Origin of the sequence: Gordonia sp. UBA7860 (assembly GCF_002500165.1) — a bacterium.
Classification (GTDB): domain Bacteria; phylum Actinomycetota; class Actinomycetes; order Mycobacteriales; family Mycobacteriaceae; genus Gordonia; species Gordonia sputi.
In genome coordinates this window covers 1-19,762 of record NZ_DLSO01000181.1, presented here as the reverse complement: position 1 = coordinate 19,762, position 19,762 = coordinate 1, and the positions used below count along the sequence as shown (strand labels likewise).

Annotated in this window: 15 protein-coding genes and 1 pseudogene; 5 read left to right on the top strand and 11 right to left on the bottom strand. The window is 66.4% G+C overall.

What is annotated here, in order from left to right:
* The 7 genes from B3T59_RS22230 to B3T59_RS22200 all read right to left on the bottom strand — a co-directional run.
* On the bottom strand, nucleotides 1-3,380 hold a 3,380-nt coding region (locus B3T59_RS22230), incomplete at its 3' end, for a BTAD domain-containing putative transcriptional regulator (protein ID WP_287005165.1).
* 8 nt (nucleotides 3,381-3,388) lie between these two features.
* Nucleotides 3,389-4,975 (bottom strand): MFS transporter, encoded by a 1,587-nt coding sequence (locus tag B3T59_RS22225; protein WP_376782653.1) that lies wholly within the window; start codon nucleotides 4,973-4,975, stop codon nucleotides 3,389-3,391.
* A 154-nt stretch (nucleotides 4,976-5,129) separates the two neighbouring features.
* The gene (locus tag B3T59_RS22220) at nucleotides 5,130-5,633 is read right to left on the bottom strand and encodes a DUF4334 domain-containing protein (protein WP_287005164.1); all 504 of its coding nucleotides are present in this window, start codon (nucleotides 5,631-5,633) and stop codon (nucleotides 5,130-5,132) included.
* A 115-nt stretch (nucleotides 5,634-5,748) separates the two neighbouring features.
* A complete protein-coding gene (locus tag B3T59_RS22215) occupies nucleotides 5,749-6,687 on the bottom strand; it encodes a lysophospholipid acyltransferase family protein (protein ID WP_064863107.1) in 939 nt (312 codons plus the stop codon).
* A 7-nt stretch (nucleotides 6,688-6,694) separates the two neighbouring features.
* Nucleotides 6,695-7,597 carry a GNAT family N-acetyltransferase gene (locus B3T59_RS22210; RefSeq protein WP_287005163.1) on the bottom strand — a complete coding sequence of 301 codons (903 nt, stop codon included), beginning with the start codon at nucleotides 7,595-7,597 and terminating at the stop codon, nucleotides 6,695-6,697.
* Between the two features lie 112 nt (nucleotides 7,598-7,709).
* Complete coding sequence (locus tag B3T59_RS22205; RefSeq protein WP_064863077.1) at nucleotides 7,710-8,663, bottom strand: electron transfer flavoprotein subunit alpha/FixB family protein; 954 nt, start codon at nucleotides 8,661-8,663, stop codon at nucleotides 7,710-7,712.
* 84 nt (nucleotides 8,664-8,747) lie between these two features.
* Complete coding sequence (locus tag B3T59_RS22200) at nucleotides 8,748-9,533, bottom strand: electron transfer flavoprotein subunit beta/FixA family protein (protein ID WP_005205303.1); 786 nt, start codon at nucleotides 9,531-9,533, stop codon at nucleotides 8,748-8,750.
* Nucleotides 9,534-9,861: 328 nt separating this feature from the next.
* Here B3T59_RS22200 and B3T59_RS22195 point away from each other — a divergent pair, with 328 nt between their 5' ends.
* From B3T59_RS22195 to B3T59_RS22185, 3 genes are read left to right on the top strand one after another with little or no spacing between them, the layout of a single operon-like run.
* Nucleotides 9,862-10,656 (top strand): class I SAM-dependent methyltransferase, encoded by a 795-nt coding sequence (locus B3T59_RS22195; RefSeq protein ID WP_251723207.1) that lies wholly within the window; start codon nucleotides 9,862-9,864, stop codon nucleotides 10,654-10,656.
* 16 nt (nucleotides 10,657-10,672) lie between these two features.
* On the top strand, nucleotides 10,673-12,238 hold the full coding sequence (locus B3T59_RS22190) for a glycoside hydrolase family 57 protein (protein ID WP_251723171.1): 1,566 nt from the start codon (nucleotides 10,673-10,675) through the stop codon (nucleotides 12,236-12,238).
* The gene (locus B3T59_RS22185; RefSeq protein WP_251723170.1) at nucleotides 12,235-13,509 is read left to right on the top strand and encodes a glycosyltransferase family 4 protein; all 1,275 of its coding nucleotides are present in this window, start codon (nucleotides 12,235-12,237) and stop codon (nucleotides 13,507-13,509) included. The genes B3T59_RS22190 and B3T59_RS22185 overlap by 4 nt, the downstream gene beginning before the upstream one ends.
* Before the next feature lie 47 nt (nucleotides 13,510-13,556).
* Here B3T59_RS22185 and B3T59_RS22180 read toward each other — a convergent pair whose 3' ends face one another.
* Complete coding sequence (locus tag B3T59_RS22180; RefSeq protein ID WP_064863080.1) at nucleotides 13,557-14,312, bottom strand: acyltransferase; 756 nt, start codon at nucleotides 14,310-14,312, stop codon at nucleotides 13,557-13,559.
* A 161-nt stretch (nucleotides 14,313-14,473) separates the two neighbouring features.
* On the opposite strand from B3T59_RS22180, the gene B3T59_RS22175 reads away from it, so the two are divergent.
* Both B3T59_RS22175 and B3T59_RS22170 read left to right on the top strand, forming a co-directional pair.
* Nucleotides 14,474-15,802: a PQQ-binding-like beta-propeller repeat protein gene (locus B3T59_RS22175; protein WP_064863081.1), complete on the top strand. Its 1,329-nt coding sequence runs from the start codon at nucleotides 14,474-14,476 to the stop codon at nucleotides 15,800-15,802.
* On the top strand, nucleotides 15,802-17,091 hold the full coding sequence (locus tag B3T59_RS22170; protein ID WP_251723169.1) for an alpha-amylase family glycosyl hydrolase: 1,290 nt from the start codon (nucleotides 15,802-15,804) through the stop codon (nucleotides 17,089-17,091). The genes B3T59_RS22175 and B3T59_RS22170 overlap by 1 nt, the downstream gene beginning before the upstream one ends.
* A gap of 124 nt (nucleotides 17,092-17,215) precedes the next feature.
* On the opposite strand, the gene B3T59_RS22165 is transcribed toward B3T59_RS22170, so the two are convergent.
* The 3 genes and pseudogenes from B3T59_RS22165 to B3T59_RS22155 all read right to left on the bottom strand — a co-directional run.
* Nucleotides 17,216-18,442 (bottom strand): THUMP-like domain-containing protein, encoded by a 1,227-nt coding sequence (locus B3T59_RS22165; RefSeq protein WP_064863083.1) that lies wholly within the window; start codon nucleotides 18,440-18,442, stop codon nucleotides 17,216-17,218.
* Between the two features lie 83 nt (nucleotides 18,443-18,525).
* Nucleotides 18,526-19,512 carry a class I SAM-dependent methyltransferase gene (locus tag B3T59_RS22160; RefSeq protein ID WP_287005162.1) on the bottom strand — a complete coding sequence of 329 codons (987 nt, stop codon included), beginning with the start codon at nucleotides 19,510-19,512 and terminating at the stop codon, nucleotides 18,526-18,528.
* Between the two features lie 141 nt (nucleotides 19,513-19,653).
* Nucleotides 19,654-19,762: pseudogene (locus B3T59_RS22155) on the bottom strand (enoyl-CoA hydratase/isomerase family protein); the annotation flags it as partial.

Genomic DNA, 19,762 nt, shown 5'->3' with positions numbered 1-19,762 from the left:
GCGCGGTCGAGCGCCTCGATGGCGGCGTCGTCGTCACCGATCAAGAAGTACAACTCCGCGAGCGCGAGATCGACCGGGCCGATGCATCCGACCTGCCCGACGGTGGCGATGCACTGCGTGAATCGACTGAGATAGTCGATGAAAAGCTCGGCACGATCGGTCAATTCGAGTTCGACGACGACGCCGGCAAGGATGACCGCCTGGGCGAGCGACGTCCACATCATCGGCTCCCGCTCGCCCAACCAGGCGTCGATCATGTCGATCGCGAGGTCGGCGTCACCGTGCACACCCGCAACGGTGGCGACGCCCGAGGCCAGAAGTGTCGCAACGGAACTGCCCGAGGCACCGGACATCACCGAGCGCACCCACTGCAGCCGGTCGTTTCCATCGATTCCCAGGACGTCGTCGACGATCTGCTCGAACATCCCCTCCTGCGTTGCCATCGCCATCATCGCAAGCGCTCCACTCCCGGCGACGTAGAGTTGCGTCTGCTGGTGGACCGCATAGGCGGTCTCGAAATGCATACGCGCACGGTCGAATTGACCATGCCAGACCGCGACGGCGGCCTCCATCCACCGCAGTTGTGCGCGCAGTATCGGTAGACGCATCCGTTCGCTGCCGACGATCCCGCGCCGTAGGTGCCGTTCGGTGGCGTCGAGGTCGCCGAGTGTCATCGTCGCCATCGACAGCACAGAATCGACGATCACCTCGTCGAGCGCCGAGAACGTATGCGGCAGCTCACGAATGGCGATACCGAGCGCGACCGACTCCTGCGCCCGTTCTGCGACGCCGGAATACGTCAGCAAGCGCGCGACCATGACGTCGGCGAGCACGTCGGGATCACCGAGCTGGTGCGCGAGCGCCTCCGCGCGGGCGAGAAGTGTCGCCGGGATCGCGGCGTCACGGTTGTAGCAGGTGCCGATGGCCAACGCGCCCAACACCCGTGCGCTGCTCGCCGCGTCGCCGTCGGTGAACTCGCCTGCGGTCGCCAATAGGTCCTGTAGTGGGCCGGTCTCGGTTCCCGGCGCAACCCACGGCCATCCCCCGCCGGACCTGATCAGCGTGGCGGCCAGTCGTCCAGCCGTCTGCGGACTCCCCGAACGCATCGCATCGCTCAGTCGTTCGGCCACCATCTCGAGCACCGTCGCGACGTTTCCGGCACGCAGATGCGCGTCGAGGAGGTCGACGAGCAGAGCATCGCGCATGGCGACGTCGGCGGCGGCGCTCTCGGAGGCCTCATAGGTGCGCAGTGCGGCATCGAGCCAGTAGGCGGCGCTCACCGAATCCCATCGTGATGTCGCGTCGGCGGCGACCCGACGACACGCCTCGACCACGTCGACCACCTCGGCCAAGGGCAGGGCTTGCAGGAGGTGGCCTGCCCGCCGCGCCGACGACGCCGAATCTGTTGCCGACGCAAGCACTTCGGCCGTGCGCAGGTGAATTCTGCAGCGTCGCAACGTTTTGATGCCCGCCATCGCCTCTCCACGCAGTAGGGCGTGCGCGAACACGGTGCGCCCGTGGCCCACGCCGGTCACCACGATCCGCTCGTCGACCGCGTCGTCGATGCAGTCGGCGACCTCGTCGACATCACGGTCCATCACGTGCGCGAGGAGCGGGACGTCTATGTCGTCACCGATGACCGCGGCATAGCCGACCACCTCACGCGTCGCGGGGTCGAGCGAGGCGAGCCGTCGATCGAGTACCGAACGGACAGCCGCCGGAACGATTTCTCCGCGTTGCGAATCCGGGAGCCGCGCATACTCCGCGACGAAGAGCGGGTTACCGCCGGTGCGGGCGACGAGTTCGTCGAGCTCGCCCGACGAGAGCTCGACGTCGGATATCTCCCGCACCAATGCGGTGACCTCATGGCGCGTCAATGCGGGAACGTCGACGATACGACCCCCTGCCCGCACCATCGCCGAGCGCAGGCGAGCGATCGCAGGCCCGCCCTCCTCGTCGCGCACCGTGGCGATCACCCGCACCGGCACCCGCTGCAGAGCCGTGGTCAGGTAGACCAGCAGGTCGATCGACATGGGATCGGCCCACTGCGCGTCGTCGACGATGACGGTGACCGGTCGGGCCGCGGCGTGTGACTCGAGGAGACCCTGCACGCGTTCGTACACCGCGAACCGCGCGGCGTCGGCGTCGACTCCCGGTGGAACCGATAACACGGAGTCGGCGTCGGTATTCAGTTCGCGGCAGAGTTGACGCATCGGCCACCATGCCGGAATGCCCTGTGAGTCAGGACATCTCACCCACACTACGATGTCTCCGTTGGCCGACGCCATCCGAGCTGCCTCCTCGGCGAGCCTGGTCTTGCCGATCCCTGCCGCACCCGACAGGGCCAGCCACCGCGTGACCGGACCCCGATCGTCGACGAAAAGCGTTGCCAGCGTGCGCCGCTGCGTGTCACGCCCGACAAGCGCGCCGTCCGGCCCGGCTGCCGGACCTCCTCCGGCAGTGACGACCTCCGGCGTATCGACGTATGCGCCTTGTACGCCGGCATGTGCAGTGTCGGCACTTTCCGCACGAGGACTTTCCGCATGGGGATTGTCGGCGTCCACCCCGCCGGCCGGTGACGGCGCCGGGCCGGCCCCCGACCAGCGGGGTGCTCGCGGCCAGGCCGCGATTTCGGGGTCGTGGCGCAGAATCGCGCCCTGCAACTGGCGCAGTTCGTTGCTCGGGTCGAGGCCGAGTTCGTCGTCGAGTCGTCGAACATGCTCTGTGTACACGGCGAGCGCATCGGCGCCGCGGCCCGCACGGTAGAGCGCCATCATGTGCAGCCAGGCAGCACGATCGCGGAGCGGATCGAGCGTGCGCAACGTCGACGTCTCGGTGAGCGCCTGACCGGTGTCGCCGTGCGCGAGCAGCGTCGTGATGTACGCCTCCGTGACGGACAGTCGCATCTCGGACGCCGCAACGGAATCGGGGCCGACCCACTTCTCGTCGGCCATGTCTGCCAACAAGGGTCCACGCCACAACCTGCGTGCTTGTTCGCAGAGTTGCAGTGCATCATGCCAACGGGCGGCGTCGACCTCGTCGCGAATCCTGCGTGCTAGGGCAACGTACTCGACGAGGTCGACGGAGTCGTCGGCGATGGTCAGTCGATATCCGGGACTGATCCGCTCGATGGGCGACGGCCCACCGGACTCACCGCGTAGCGCGCGCCGCAGATTGGAGATGTAGGCCTGCAGGCTCGTCGTCGCGGCGGGCGGCGGATGCGTACCCCACACCGAGTCGATCAGCCGATCGACCGACACCACCGCGCCGCGCGCAAGGATCAACGCGCCCAGGACGATTCGCTGCTTGGGCGATCCCAGATCGACTGTCTCGCCTGCACGACGAACCTCGAGGGGACCGAGGATCAGATACTCCCGCATCTCTCCCCTCACACCTGTGGACCGGAATGTCGGAAAAACGGCGATTCCGAGTCTACGACCGGCATCGCAACGATGTGGGCTGTCCGAGCCGGAGCGACCGGCCCGACAGCATCGACGCTCGCGCGCGCCGACCGCATTGCCACGATCACCACGAGCGCACCGAGCACTGCGATCGCGGCGCTGATCCACAACGCACGGCCAAGCGCGTCGACGTAGGCGGCGGGCTGTCCGCCGTTCAAGACGGAAACGGCAGGAAACACCGCACCCAGTGCTGCCACGCCGAGCGCGATTCCCGACTGACGGAAGACATCGTTGACGCCGGCGGCAAGACCCGCGTCGTCGTGCGCGGCCTCGGCCAACACGACCCCGCTCATCACGGGGTTGAACACACCCGCACCGACGCAGGCGACGAGGAAGCCGGGCACCATGATCCAGCCACTGCTGCGCTGGCCCGCACACGTCATCCAGACCAGTCCCGCCGCCACCGCGAACAGGGCCGTCGACAGGAGCACCCAGGGCGCGACGCGTCCGACGACGCGATCGGTGAGACCCGCGACGACGAGCATGACCATCGTCCCCGGCAGATAGACGAGGCCCGCGGCGATCGCCGACATCCCGAGCACCCCCTGCAGATAGATGGTCACGTACACGAACACGGCGAACATCGACGCACTGATCGCGAACGTTGCGACCTGAGCTCCCGCAAATGCAGGGTTGGTGAACATGCGCAGCGGCAGCATAGGTTGCGCGACAACGGATTCGACAACGAGGAACGCGACGAACGCGATCCCGGCGACGCCGAATGCGCTCAGCGTTACCGCATCCGCCCAACCGCGCGAGTTGGCTTCGACGAGTCCATAGGTCAATGCACCCAGCGCGAGAACAACATTCAGCTGACCCCACACGTCACCCCGTCGCGGACGACTGCTCGCCGACTCATCGATCCACCGTGTCGCGTAGATCATCGCAATACCCAGCGGAACGTTGACGACGAAGATTGCGCGCCAGTCGATCCAGTCGGTGAGTACACCGCCGAGCAGCGGTCCGACAGCGAACGACGCCCCGATGGTCGCCCCATAGGCCGCCAATGCCTTGGTGCGTTCCTCTTTCCCGGGAAATGCGTTCGCCAGCAACGCGAGTGAGGAGGCGAACAGCAGCGCGGCGCCCAACCCCTGGCCGACACGTGCGGCGTTCAAGGTGAGGATGTCACCCGCAGCCGCACAGACCGCGGACCCGATGGTGAACACCACGGCGCCGACGACGAAGACGCGACGTCGGCCGATGCGGTCAGCCCATGCGCCTGCGCTGAGAACGATCGTCGCCAACGCGAGTGTGTATCCGTCGATCACCCATTTGAGCGAGGTCATCCCCGCGTCGAATTCGCGTGCCATCGCGGGTAGCGCTGTGTTGACCACTGCGATGTCGAGCATGAGCATCGCGGTTGCCACACACACCACGGCGAGTGTCACGCGCTGAACCGGGGTCCACCTCTGCTTTCCGACGTCGACCGGCCGGTGCGGCGCTGGCGTTGGGCGCCTCGCGCGAGTGTGTGATGTGCGAATGTGTGGCGTGCGGGTGCGTCTGGTCTGCGCCATGGCTTCTGCCTTCGTGTCGATCCTTCAGGGACGACGACAGACTGCGATGACACGCTTGGCGATCACTTGCCGACTTCTTGACGCGGACGGTTGCGACGCAGATGTGGGGGCCAGAGGTGGGAGCGTCGACGCTCAGAACTCAGTCACTCAGAACTCAGTCACGTTCGAGGTAGAAGTAGAAATGGCGGCCGCCGATGAGTCCGCCGGTGCCGTTCATGATGCCCATCACCGTGGTGTCGTCGACGCGCTTGAAGTGGTCGATCACGGGCTGGCCGTCGTAGACCATCGACGCCGTGACCTCGCCGCGGAATTCGATGGCCCACAACGACGCCTCACCCTTGCCGACGCTGGTGTTGGAGTACAGCTCTCCCGTTTCGTTGCGGCACACCAGCGGCTGCACCTCGCTGAGCGAGATGAAGTTCTTGCCGTACCAACCGATCTTGGTCAGCAGCCCGTTCATCGCATGCCCCGTGACGAACTCGCCACCGCGCCAACTCCCGAGCATGTTGGCAGGTCTGATGGTGTCGAGGTCGGCCCAGACCGCGTCGAGGTCGGCGTCGGCGACAGCGCCCCGACTGGCACGCAGCTCACCGAAGCGCGTCCGTGCGGCCTCGCGACGCGCGTCGTTCTCGGTGTCTGTCTGCGAACTCGCGGTCACGAAATCTCCCGACGGCCAGGCGCACCGTACGGATCGGCGCGGTCTTTCTCACCGTATCGGATCGAGCGATCAGGTGTGTCCGCGGTCACCGATGCGAATCAGCTGTTCCGATCGCCTACGGATGAGCGTGTGCAGGCACCCCACCGACAAGTTCGGCGCAGCGCTGGGCGAGTTCACGACGGTCCGTCCCGGGAAGTTGCGACTCATGCACTCGGATTCGCACCGCGAGGCCGCGGGTGCGCAGCACACGTCGAAGCGTGTCGGCAGGCGAATCTTCGCCGATGAAACCTGCTGCGGCCGTGACCATTCCGGAGACCTCGAACTCGACGTGCAGCGGAATGACGGGCACTCCTGCGTCGATCGCCGCCTGGAAGAACGCGGGCCGAAATTCACCGCGGGCACGTCCGCACCATGTGGTGCCCTCCGGAAACACCGCCACCGAGTTGTCGGCCTGCAGTTCTGCCACCGCCCGATCGACGGTCGCGGGCAGGGTACGCAGCGAGCCACGGTCGATCGAGATGATTCCGAGTCGCCGAGCAAGCGTTGACACGACGGGCATCGACATCACGTCGCATTTGGCGACGAACCGAGCCGGGTTGACGACCGCGACGGCCAGGATGTCGAGATACGAGATGTGATTGGACACCACGAGTCCACGGGTGCTCGCCGCAAACGGCCGACGATCATCGATCACCACTCGCACGCCCAAGGACCACAACAGCGTTCGCGCACTCGTGCGGATGTATGCGCGACGAAGGAGGCGCGGCAGCACCGCGACAAGCGAACCCATGAGCAGGAAGACAATGGTCGACGCCGCCAGCAGGACCACGCGAGTCGCGACGACGAGCACGTTGGCCCTGGCGAACGGGTTGTCGGCGTGGCAGAGGTCGCCGCACGGGCTGGCCGGATACCACGCGTGACGGTGACTCTCGGTCCTGATGGTCGCGGACGACGAAGCATTGTGGGCGGGAGCAGGATGTGCGGTCGACACCACCGTCTGGGTCGGCAGTGATGCGGGGGACGTCGGAGGGCTGATGATCGCTGCGGCCGTCATACGGACCTCACTCTCGGGGAGATACTGCGAGTCGCGCGCCTGTCGCACGAAGTCTGTCGAGATAGCGGGTGTTGGCGTGTTCGCGGTCGATGATCGTGACGAAGTCGCCGACGTCGAAGATCTCGTCGACCGCCGGTTCACCGCAGACCGTTGCGCCCAGACGTAGGTAGGCACGCAGGAGCGGCGGCAGGGTGAGCGTCGACGGCGGCTCGATCTCGTCGAGAATGCGACCGTCGATCAGTGGGGTGTGCAACGGGGTGGTTCGCCACGGCGCCCGGTGGCGGGTGAGTACGTGGTCGCGGACGCCGCGCAGCGTCGAACCTCGCTGTTCGTCACCGGGACCACTGAGCGGAACCGAGACGCAGCCCATCAAGTAGCGGTAGTCCGCATCGTCGAGGTATCGCAACACTGCGGCCCAGAGCAGCGCGGTGATGGCGCCGTGGCGATGGCCCGGCGCCACGCACGCGCGGCCCATCTCGACGACCGACCCGCCTATCCGGTTGATCTCGGTGAGGTCGAATTCGCTTGCCGAGTACCAACCGCCCGCGGCGATGGCTCGCGGAGGTGCGAGCAGTCGGGCGCAGCCCAGGACGCCGTACTCGTCGTCGATGGCGACGAGGTGCTCGGCGAACTCGTCGACGTGGTCGGCGTCGCGACGGGTTGTCGGGTCGCCGATGCGATCGGAGAAGCCGGGCTCTGCGGCGAAGACGTCGTAACGGAGTCGTTGGACAGCGTCGATCAGCTCCGCGGACTCGGTGAGAACGATCCGCAGCCTCCCGGCGTCGACGAGGGTGCGGCCGTGTAAAACACCCGGGCTGTCCAGTACGTCTGTCATGCCCCAGATGAAAGCCAGTCGCAACGACCGGCCTGCTACGTGCGCGTGACGTGTCGGGGCGCGCTTGGTGAACAAAAAGCAGCGATCCCCGACCCAGGTGGGCCGGGGATCGCTGAGGGTGGTTTCGACAGGCTCAACCAGCGGCGGGCAGCTCAACCAGCAGACCCGCTGATCGAGCTTGTCGAGATCACTTGCGCTTCTTGACCTCTTCGGTCAGCTGCGGTGCGACGTTGAAGAGGTCGCCGACGATGCCGAAGTCGGAGATCTCGAAGATCGGCGCTTCCTCATCCTTGTTGACGGCGACGATCGTCTTCGAGGTCTGCATGCCTGCGCGGTGCTGGATCGCGCCCGAGATGCCCAGCGCGACGTACAGCTGCGGCGACACGGTCTTGCCGGTCTGACCGACCTGGAACTGGCCCGGGTAGTAGCCCGAGTCGACGGCGGCACGCGAGGCGCCGACAGCGGCACCGAGCGAATCGGCGAGCTCCTCGACGACGGAGAACTTCTCGGCGCTTCCGACGCCACGACCACCGGAGACGACGATCGATGCCTCGGTGAGCTCCGGACGGTCGCCACCGACGTTCGGCTCGACCTTGGTGATCTTCACGCCACCCTCCTGCGCCGGGACCTCGACGTCGACGCGCTCGCCCGCAGCAGCCTGCGGTGCGGCCTCGACGCCACCGGGGCGCACGGAGAAGATGGGGGTATCGCCCTTGGCCTGCGCGTCAACGGTGAACGCACCACCAAAGATCGAGTGGACGCCGACAGCGCCTTCCTTGACGTCGACGACGTCGGCGAGCACACCCGAGCCGAGACGCACGGCGAGACGGCCTGCGATCTCCTTGCCGTCGGCGTTCGCCGCGACGAGGATGCCCGCGGGCGTTGCCTGCTCAGCGACCGACGACAGGACGTCGACCTTGGGGCTGATCAGGTAGTTGGCTGCGTCGTCGGACTCGGCGACGTAGATCTTCTCGGCACCGGCGGCCTTGAGGTCGTCGATGATGCCGTCGGCGCCACCGGGTGCGCCGACCACGACGGCCGACGGCGTACCGAGTGCACGAGCGGCGGTGATCAGTTCGTTGGTCACCTTCTTGAGGGCGCCCTCGGCGTCCTGCTCGACCAGAACGAGTACTTCTGCCATTGTTTTTGCTCCTGGATGTCTGGTGGCCTGCGGCGAGTCTGCTGACCGCGCGGGCCGGTGAGGTGGTCTCGGTGCGTTCGGCGCCTAGATGATCTTCTGGCTGACCAAGTACTCGGCAACCTTCACGCCACCGTCGCCCTCGTCGGTCACACGCTCACCCGCGGTCTTCGGAGGCTTCGGGGTCGAGCTGGTGACCGTCGTGCCCGCATTCTCGAGGCCCACATCGGAAGGCTCGACATCGATCTCGGCGAGGCCGACGACCTGAACTTCCTTCTTCTTGGCGGCCATGATGCCCTTGAAGGACGGGAAGCGCGGCTCGTTGATCTTCTCGTTGACACTGACGATCGCGGGAAGCTCGGCCTCGACGTGGTAGATGCCGTCGTCGGTCTCGCGCTCACCCTTGAGGGACTCGCCCTCGACGGTCAGCTTGCGCAGATGCGTGAGGTGCGGCAGTTCGAGGTACTCGGCGATCATCGCGGGGATTGCGCCGACGCGACCGTCGGTGGCCTCGTTACCTGCGATGACCAGCTCGACGCCCTCGACGGTGCCGAGTGCGCGGGCGAGCACGTATGCGGTCTGAACCGCGTCCGAACCGTGCAGCGCATCGTCCTTGATGTGGATGGCCTTGTCGGCACCCATCGAAAGTGCCTTGCGAATGGCTTCGGTGGCGCGCTCGGGACCTGCGGTGAGGATGGTGACCTCGCCCCCGTTGGCCTCCTTGATCTGCAGCGCTTCCTCGACCGCACGCTCGTTGATCTCGTCGAGCACAGCGTCAGCGGCTTCACGATCAAGCGTGTAGTCGGTCTCGGAGAGCTTTCGCTCGGACCAGGTGTCCGGAACCTGCTTGATCAGAACGACAATGTTTGTCATGGGTCTACGTCGACCTCCTGCGTCGGGTTCGGCAACTTACCGGCGGGTAAGGCCATCGGTCTCCACCCACTTTAGCGTCTCCTATTTTGCCTTAGAACATCGCCTACCTCACGCTATGGCGGCGTTCTCACGGGCAGGACGTGACGACTGCGGGCGGACGAAGGGACTGTGGCACGTTCTTGGGACGGCCCCGGGTACTAGTCTCATGGGGATGATCGACGCACAGGGCTCGACAACGGACCGTCTGCCGACCGTGAGCACGGGTTCGCAGGCCACCCCTGAGGCAACTCCAGGGACGACTTCCGAGGCCACACGACCCGCGGCCGGCATGGATGCATTGGACACCGATGCCCAACTGGCGCTGACCGGCGAGCGTACGGTTCCCGGCATCCCGGCGGAGAACTACTGGTTCCGCCGCCACGAGATCGCCTACCGGTTCATCGCGGAGTCGTGCAGCGGGAAAGTGGTTCTCGAGGCAGGCTCCGGTGAGGGCTATGGCGGCGCGATGCTTGCAGCTGCGGGCGCGACGGTCACCTGCGTCGACTACGACGCGTCGGCCGTCGAACACACCCGCAAGCGGTACCCGGAACTGACGATGATCGCGGGCAACCTTGTTGATCTCCCTCTTCCCGACGAATCGGTCGACGTGGTGGTGAACTTCCAGGTCATCGAACATCTGTGGGATCAAGCCGCCTTCATCGCCGAGTGCCGTCGAGTGCTGCGTCCCGGCGGGCGCCTCCTGATCTCGACGCCCAATCGCATCACCTTCTCGCCGGGCCGCGACACCCCGCTCAATCCGTTCCACACGCGCGAACTCGACGCCGCCGAGCTCACCGATCTACTGACCGATGGTGGGCTGGAATCCGTTGTGATGCATGGCGTTTACCACGGCGCGGGCTTGACGGAGTTGGACGCCAAGTGGGGCGGGTCGCTGATCGACGCACAGATCGAGCGCGCCTTGGCGGGAGAGGACTGGCCCGCCGACCTCGTCGCCGACGTCGCCGCGATCTCCGCGGACGACTTCGTCATCGTCGAAACCTCCCCCGACAACGCCAAAGACGGGGCCACCTCCGCGGACATCGACGCCTCGCTCGACCTCTTCGCCATTGCGGTCCGGCCCTGAGTACCCGGCACACCCGATGACTTTCTCCTCTCCCCGCACTGCGGCGCACCCACAGGGCAGCGGCGACGCCGTGCCCGGCCAGTTCACCCTGGTGCTGCACTCTCACCTGCCGTGGCTGGCCAATCACGGTCGCTGGCCGGTCGGTGAGGAGTGGCTCTACCAGTCGTGGGCGGCGTCGTATCTTCCTGTCTTCGCCATGCTCCGACGTCTGGCGGCCGACGGATTCACCGATCAGCTCTCTCTGGGCATCACGCCTGTGCTGGCCGCCCAACTCGACGACCCGCACTGCCTTCGCTCCATGCACGAGTGGCTCGCCGACTGGCAACTGCGTGCGGTGGCGGCCGCTGACCATCCGGACCCGATCCGACGCGATCTAGCCGCGCACGAATTCCGATGTGCGGCACGCGCAGTGGGCGACTTCGAACGCCACTGGCAACACGGCGCGAGCCCGCTGATCCGAGCGCTGGCCGACAGCAGCGTCGTCGACATCCTCGGTGGCCCGCTCGCCCATCCGTTCGCTCCGCTGCTCGACCCGCGGTTGCGCCGATTCTCCCTCGCCGAGGGGCTTGCCGATGCTCGATCACGGTGGGGTACAGCGCCGCAAGGGATCTGGGCGCCCGAGTGCGCGTTCACGCCAGGCATGGAGTCCGAGTATTCGGCTGCGGGCGTGCGACATTTCATGGTCGACGGCCCCGCGCTGCACGGCGACACCTCGCTCGCTCGACCCGTCGGAGATTCCGACGTCCTCGCATTCGGTCGCGACCTGACCGTGAGTTATCAAGTGTGGTCACCGAAATCGGGATATCCGGGCCACTCTGTCTACCGCGACTTCCACACCTACGACCACACGACCGGCTTCAAGATGTCGCGTGTGACCGGTAAAACCGTTGCGGCGCAGAATAAGAAGCCCTACGACCCCGCCCGCGCCGCGCCCGTGATCGATCGCCATGTCGACGACTTCGTCGAACATGTACGCGCACGCCTGATCTCGGAATCGGAGCGGATCGGCCGACCCGCGCTGGTCGTCGCGGCGTTCGACACGGAATTGTTCGGACACTGGTGGCACGAGGGACCCGTGTGGCTCGAACAGGTGCTTCGACGCCTCCCCGAAGCCGGGGTGCGGGTCGGGACGATGGCATCGGCAGCAGCCGATGGCCTTGTCGGAGAACCGGTTTCCCTCACCGACAGCTCGTGGGGTTCGGGCAAGGATTGGCGTGTGTGGAACGGGCCGCAGGTCGAGCACCTCGTCGAACTCAACGCCGAGGTGGTCGAGACAGCACTCGACACCGTCGACAAACTTCTCGATGCAGAGTCGGGTCGTGATCGCGTTGCCGATCAGATCGTCCGGGAAACACTGCTGACCGTCTCATCGGACTGGCCCTTCATGGTCTCCAAGGACACAGCTGCCGAGTATGCGGTGCGTCGAGCCCACACCCACGCACACGCCACGCGTGAGATCGCCGACGCCGCGCTACGCGGACGCACCGAGCAGGCGGCACGTCTCGCCGCGAACTGGAATCTCGCCGACGGCCTGTTCGCCGACCTCGACGCCCGCCGACTACGCGAAGACGAGCGCGCATGAGAGTGCTGCTCGTCTCGTGGGAGTACCCGCCGGTCGTGGTGGGTGGGCTTGGCAGGCACGTACACCACCTCGCCACCGAGCTCGCGGCCATCGGACACGACGTCGCCGTGCTGACCCGCAGGCCGTCGGGTACCGACGCGCTGACACACCCGACCACCGACACCGTCGTCGAGGGTGTGCGGGTGATCGCCGTCGCGGAGGATCCACCCGAATTCGAATTCGGCCAGGACATGATGGCGTGGACACTCGCCATGGGTCACGCGTTCGTCCGCGCCGGACTGGGCATCCTCACTGCTGGCATTCTCACTGCCGATTCCGACGCACGCTGGACACCCGAGGTGGTGCACGCCCACGACTGGCTCGTCGCGCACCCGGCGATCACGCTCGCCGAACTGTTCGACGTTCCGCTCGTCTCGACGATCCACGCCACCGAGGCGGGCAGGCACAGCGGCTGGGTCAGCGGACGAACCAACCGTCAGGTGCACTCGGTCGAGTGGTGGCTCGCCAACGAGTCCGACGCGCTAATCGCCTGTTCGGCGTCGATGCGTGACGAGGTGACCAGGCTCTTCGGGCCAGGGCTGCCCGACGTCCAGATCATCCACAACGGCATCGACGTCGACATCTGGCCCTACGCCGAACGAACACGCACGCAGGGCCCCGCGGAGTTGCTGTTCGCCGGCCGCCTCGAATACGAGAAGGGCGTGCAGGATCTTCTCGCCGCGCTTCCCCGCATCCGACGCACCCATCCGGGGACCACGCTGGCCATTGCGGGCGACGGCACTCAGTACGACTGGCTCGTCGACACCGCTCGCCGCCACCGGGTGTCGCGCGCGGTGCGCTTTCTCGGCGGCGTCGGCCACGACGAACTCGTCGACCTGATGCATCGGTGCGACGCGATCGTGCTGCCGTCGCGGTACGAACCGTTCGGCATCGTCGCCCTCGAGGCCGCTGCTACCGGCGCGCCTCTCGTCGTTTCCACGGCGGGCGGACTCGGCGAGGCTGTCGTGGCGCCGGTGACCGGGCTGACGTTCACGCCCGGCGACGTCGCAGGCCTGACCGCCGCTGTGCGGTCATGCCTGTCGGATCCGGTACAGACCGCTGCGCGGGCACGACGCGCCCGTGCGCGATTGACCGCTGAGTTCTCTTGGCGGGAGGTGGCCGAACGCACCAGCGGCGTCTACCTCTCCGCCAAGCGTCGAGTCCGCCATCCTGTGGGACGCCCGTTCATCGCCGAAAGGCCACTCCCGGAACGCGATCCGGAGCAGCCCTGAGCCGCAAGTCGGGCGAGGGGGCACGCAGATGGGGGCACGCGGACGGGTCAGGCGCCAGGAACCTGGCGGGCTTGGGCCTTCTTACGTTCGATGTCGGCGAGTGCGCGTTCGAGTTCGGCGCGCTCCTCGGCGTTGGAGGCCCAGTCATCCTTACGGTTCTTGACGACTCGCGCGGGCGCGCCGACGGCGATCGAATAGTCGGGGATCACGCCCTTGACCACGGCGTGCGACCCGAGCACGCACCCTCGTCCCACGATCGTGTTGCGCAGGACAGAGACCTTCGCGGCCACCCAGGTGTCGGCGCCGATACGGACCGGACCTTTCACGATGCCCTGGTCCTTGATGGGCAGCGTGATGTCGTCGGTCTTGTGGTCGAAGTCGCAGATGTAGCACCAATCGGCGACGAGGACCGATCCGCCGATCTCGAGGTCGAGGTAGGAGTTCACCACGTTGTTGCAGCCGAAGACCGTCTTGTCGCCGATGCGCATGGTGCCCTCGTGACAGCGGATCGAGTTGCCGTCACCGATGTGGACCCAGCGCCCGATCTCCATCCTGCTGAGCTCCGGCGTCGCGTGAATCTCGACGTTCCGGCCGAGAAAGAGCATTCCCCTGAGCACGATGTGCGGGTTGGCCATCCGGAACCGTGCGAGCCGGTAGTACCGCACCAGGTACCAGGGTGTGTACGCCTTGTTGCGCAACACCCAGCGCAGCGAATCGAGGGTGAGGAAGCGCGCCTGTCGCGGGTCGCGGCGTCGACCTGCTCGCCACCGCGACCGATACGAGGCGTTCCACATCGTCGTCATGACGACTCACCCTAATCGACGCCACTAGCAGCTTCGGCAGCGGCGCCGCAGCTCCAATCGGAGGCGGAACCGCCGTGCGAACCAGTGGCGGGGCGTCGCACGATAGGCTCAACTGCTGGCGTTCCGGTGCAGGGCCGGAGACCGAACATGACGGGAGCAGGATGGCTGAGGTTGGCCGCCGGATTCGGGTACCGCGACGGGTTCTGGTGCCCCTGGCGCTCCTGCTCGGCAGCGTGTTGGCGCTCAGTGCCTGCTCCGACGGGCACATCGACGTACGTTCGGTCGCCAGTCCTGGCTGGGCGAGCTATGGCGGCAACGGCGCGAACTCGAACTACACCTACCCGTCGATCCCCGACGACCTCGCCCTGAGCTGGACCCGACCGACCGGCGGCCCGGTGACGGCACCTCTCACTCTGTCGAACCATTCGAACGTCAACGTCACCGCGAGCACCGCCAACGGCTGCAACCTGTTCGCCCTCGATCCCAACTCCGGGCGTATGAACTTCTGCAAACGGATGCGTGCGGGCATCGAGGGAAACTCCACCCTCCTCGACCAGTTCGATCAGCCCTACGTCGGCGAGGAGACCACCTTCGTGGCGTTCAACGCCGGCGGCGCGATCCGCTGGCGGATGCCGGTCATCGGGGTGCCACTGTCGGCCAAGTTCGCGGCTCCCGGCGAGGTACTCGTGGTGACCACGCAGGGTCAGATCCTCATGCTCAACACCCAGAACAGCGACTTCACCGCACCCGAGGTGCGCCTGCGACCCGAGGCCGACCCCGGCGACCCGCTCTGGGGCTACGGCGACTGCGTCAGCAACGGCCCGCGCTGCGCCGTGCCCGCGCCGCCCGCCGTCGACGAACAGCACAGCCGCTTCTTCCTGAACTTCTGGCCGACCGGCGCGATCGCGTCGCAGATCCGCGGCTTCTCGTACGCGAAGCAGAACGACGGACGTGTTGTCCGCGAGGTCTGGCATGCCGACGTTCCCGGCGGTGTGATCGGCGCACCGACGCTGTCGGCCGACGGCAACACCCTCTACACGTTCAGCCGACTCGGTCAGATCGTCGCGCTCGACGCCGCGACCGGCAAGACCAAGTGGACCTACGACAACGGCGGGTACGGATTCGCGTCCATGACCGTCTCCCCCGACGGCCTGATCATCCCGACCGGTGTCATCGGCGCACCGCTGACCCTGCTTCGCGACCGCGGCGACAAAGCTGAGCAGGTGTGGCAGCGCAAGGATCTCGCCGCGGTGAGCCTGTCGACTCTCACGTCATCGAAGACCGCGTGGACCGTCGTACGCGATCAGGGCAAGAATTCGCTGTCGCTGGTCGAGGTCGACACGTCGAACGGTGCCACGAAGCGCACTGTGGCGATGCCCGGCGCGGAAGGCTTCGCGACGGGCGTCGCGGTGTCGCCGTCGGGACAGATCGCCACGGCCACGAACATCGGAGAGGTGTTCTTCTTCGACTCGAAGAAGAACATCGACTGATGACAGCCACCACGCCGGACTGGGTCGCGACGTCGATCTGGTGGCACGTGTACCCGCTGGGCGCTCTGGGCGCCGACACCACCGGCGCCGACCGGACCTGCCAACGTCCGCTGTCAGCACTCATCGACTGGCTCGATTACGCAGTCGCGTTGGGAGTCAACGGGATCGCGCTCGGTCCGATCTTTCAGTCCGCGACCCACGGCTACGACACCCTCGACTACTTCACGATCGACGAACGTCTTGGCGACAAAGCCGACTTCGACGCACTCGTCTCCGCATGCCGGTCGCGTGGCATCCGGATCATGCTCGACGGCGTGTTCAATCATGTGTCACGCCGACATGATCGAGTTGCCGACGGCTCGAGCTGGGCGCGTCGTCAACGTGACGGCGCGGTGCGGACGTTCGAAGGCCACGACGATCTGGTCGCGCTCGATCACCGCAATCCCGACGTAGCCGATCTGGTCGTCGACGTGATGTGCCACTGGCTCGACGCAGGCGCCGACGCGTGGCGTCTCGATGCGGCCTATGCGGTCCCACCTGCCTTCTGGCGCACTGTTTTACCCCGCGTGCGTGAGCGATTCCCCGATACCTATGTGCTCGCAGAGGTGATTCACGGCGACTATCCGGGATTCGTCTCCGACAGCGGCGTCGACTCGGTGACCCAGTACGAGCTGTGGAAAGCCGTGTGGAGCAGCATCATCGACGCCAACATGCACGAACTGCAGTGGGCGCTGACACGCCACGACGAGATGCTGTCGACATTCGTACCGTGGACGTTCGTCGGCAATCACGACGTGACCCGCATTGCGACCCGCCTCGCCCAGCGTTCCGCGGATCTCGCCGTCGTGCTCCTGGCCACCCTGCCCGGCACCCCGGCGATCTACTACGGCGACGAATTGGGTTGGACCGGAACGAAAGAAGAACGCGTCGGCGGCGATGACGCGATCCGTCCGCCGCTGCCGCAGACACCTCCCGACGACGCCTCGCTGCCCGCAATCTACCGACTCCACCAGCGGCTGCTGGGACTTCGACGTCGCTTCCCCGACATCGAGCACGCGCGCGTGCAAACACTCGACGTGAACCAGGGCCTACTGGTCTACCGCGTGCACACTGAACAGCCGATCACTGTGGCGCTCAACGCCGCTCAGGAACCTGCTGATGTGACTGTCGAGCTGGGTACCACCGGTCATCTCGAGTCGGAGGCCTCGCATCGCGAGGGCGACTCAATCCACCTCGATCCGGGCGGTTGGTACATCGCCGGTGCCGAGCTCTCGCAGGGCCAGCCGTAGTCGGCCGCCGAGAAGCCTTTGGGTCGCTGTCGCAGTGAGGCCGCGCAGAAAGTCGCGTCCCGTGGGTAGCTCGCATGTACCGGTACGTGCGGAGGGCCCGAGGGGTGTGGTTTTCTGCGCGCGACTATCGCGCCCTGACCCCGGCCTCGCACAGGAACCCGACGCCCTTGCGGCCGACGCGGGTGAGCACGAGCGTCAGCGACCGCGAACCCTTGAGACGCAACCGCTTCCGCAACGCGTCGGGGTCGACGTCAAGGCCGCGGACGAGTATCTCCAACGTGCCGCAGTCGTGCGCGGCGAGGGTCTTCCGCAACGCCTTCTCCGACGTCGTAACCTCCTCGATGACCTCGAATCCTCGCTCGCCCAACGGCACCTGCTCGCCGGTGAGGTAGGCGATCTGCGGGTCGAGCTGCCGCAGAGCGTGCCGTGCGGCGTACTGACGCACCAGTCCGGCACGGACGACGGCGCCGTCGGGATCGACGATCCACCGACCCACCGGCCCGTGTTGGTCGACGTCGTCGGGCTCGTCGTCGCTGACCTCGAAACCGCCCACCGCGGCGTCGCCACCGGTACGCAGCACTGTTGCTCGTGTTCGGTCGACGATCCCCGGTCCGCTCCACAGGCAGGCTTCACGGACACCACCGTCAAGGGAGGTGATCTGCACTTCCCCGGTGAAGCCGAAGCGATTGCGCAGTGCCCGATAGTCAAGTCCCGGAGCACATTTGACAATCACGACGCGACCCGCATAGGTCATCAACACATCGGGAAGCGGCGGCGTCAGTTGATCGAGCCGGAAGACCCGTCCGGCGCCGGAACGTCGGGCCGGATCGGCGATCACCACGTCGGCCGTCGAGGTGGGGGTCAGTGCATCGGCGACGAGAAGCGCAGTCGGAGTGGACAACTGCCCGAGGACGTGCCGATTGTGTTGCGCCATGGACAGTCTCACGTGGTCGAGGTCGCTGCCGATCACACCACCGATGCCCTCCTGCGACGCGAGCTCGACGACCTCACCACCGATCGAACACGTGACGTCGTGGATCACCGCACCGGGGAAACAGCGCGCGATCTCGGCAGCCCGATGTGCCGCAACCACACTCGGCGTCGCCTGCTGGAGAGCATCGTCGGTGAGCAGCCACTGATCGGCGTCGCGCAGTTTGCGCGCAGCTCGCCGTCGATCGCGCACGGTCTCGATGAGCGCGGCGTCGTGAGGCGCGTAGCGTCGTCGCGCCGCTTCGACGTCGGCGATCATCGACGACGGCGTCAACGCCATACCCGAGACCACCTCGAGCGCCTTCTCCCCATAGCGACCACGAAGGAAAGCGACATCGTCGAGCGTGAATTCGTATCCCAAGTCGCAACTCCCCTGGCGCGTGCCGGTTCCACAGACAGCTTGGCACATGCGCGGTGAGCGTCACTCCGCGCCGGAAGTCTCGATCACCGCGGCTTGTACCCGCTCACCACGACGTTGTAGAAGAACTTCGGCGGCACGACCTTACGCAGCACGTTCTCGTCGAGCCAGGTCATGCGCTTCCACCCGCCGAAGGCGAATCCGGCCCAGCCCCAACCGAGCTTCTCCGACGGCACGGCGGCTTCGAAGGTACGCACGGGCCACCCGAGCATCGCGGCGACCAACTCCTCGGTCGCGGTCTCGACCCGAGCGGCCCCCGCCGAACGCGCGATATCGGCCAACTCGTCGGGATCGAAGGTGTGGATGTCGACGACGGCCTCGAGCGCCGCCGCGCGCGACGACTCGTCGAGCTCCTCCTGCGGTCGACGCCACGCCTTGAGCGGCCCGAATTTGGTGACGTGGGTGGTGGCCCACCAGGTGGCGCGGCTCATCCACCGCGCGTAGAAGTCGCCGATCGTCGACGGCTCGCCCGCGAACACAAAACGCCCGCCCGGCTTGAGCACACGGAGCACTTCACTCAACGCCTGCTCGACGTCGGGGATGTGGTGCAACACCGCGTGACCGACGACGAGGTCGAAGGTGTTGTCGTCGTAGGGAATCCGCTCGGCGTCGGCAACCCGGCCGTCGACGTCGAGGCCGAGGTTCTCCGCGTTGCGCAGCGCGACCTTGACCATTCCCGGCGACAGATCGGTGACCGAGCCCTTCTTCGCGACACCGGACTGCATCAGGTTGAGCAGGAAAAATCCTGTGCCACAGCCGAGTTCCATTGCCCGCTCGTAGGGCAGCGACTCGTCGGCGGCCACGGCGTCGAACCTACCGCGCGCGTAGTCGATGCACCGTTCGTCGAAGCTGATCGACCACTTCTCGTCGTAGGTCTCGGCTTCCCAGTCGTGATAGAGCACCTGCGCGAGCTTGGTGTCTTCGAGCGCGGCCTTGACCTGCTCCTCGGTGGCATGCGGATTGGGTGCCGGATCGACGCGATCTGTTGCCGACTCGTTCTCCGTGGTCGTCATGTCTCCTACTTTCGCCCTGTTCTGTGTCGTCGCACTAGCCCTGTGTCGTCGCGACTGCCGTGGCCGACAGCGGGGTCCCTACCCGCCGGTAACGACACGTTGCCGTTGAACCCTACCCGCCGTCGGGAGGAAGATCCGTGGTCACTTCCCGGTGAACTGTGCCTTGCCCGGTCCGTTGGCGATGAACGAATCCATACCGATCTTGCGATCGTCGGTGGCAAAGAGCGACGCGAACTGCTGTTCCTCGATC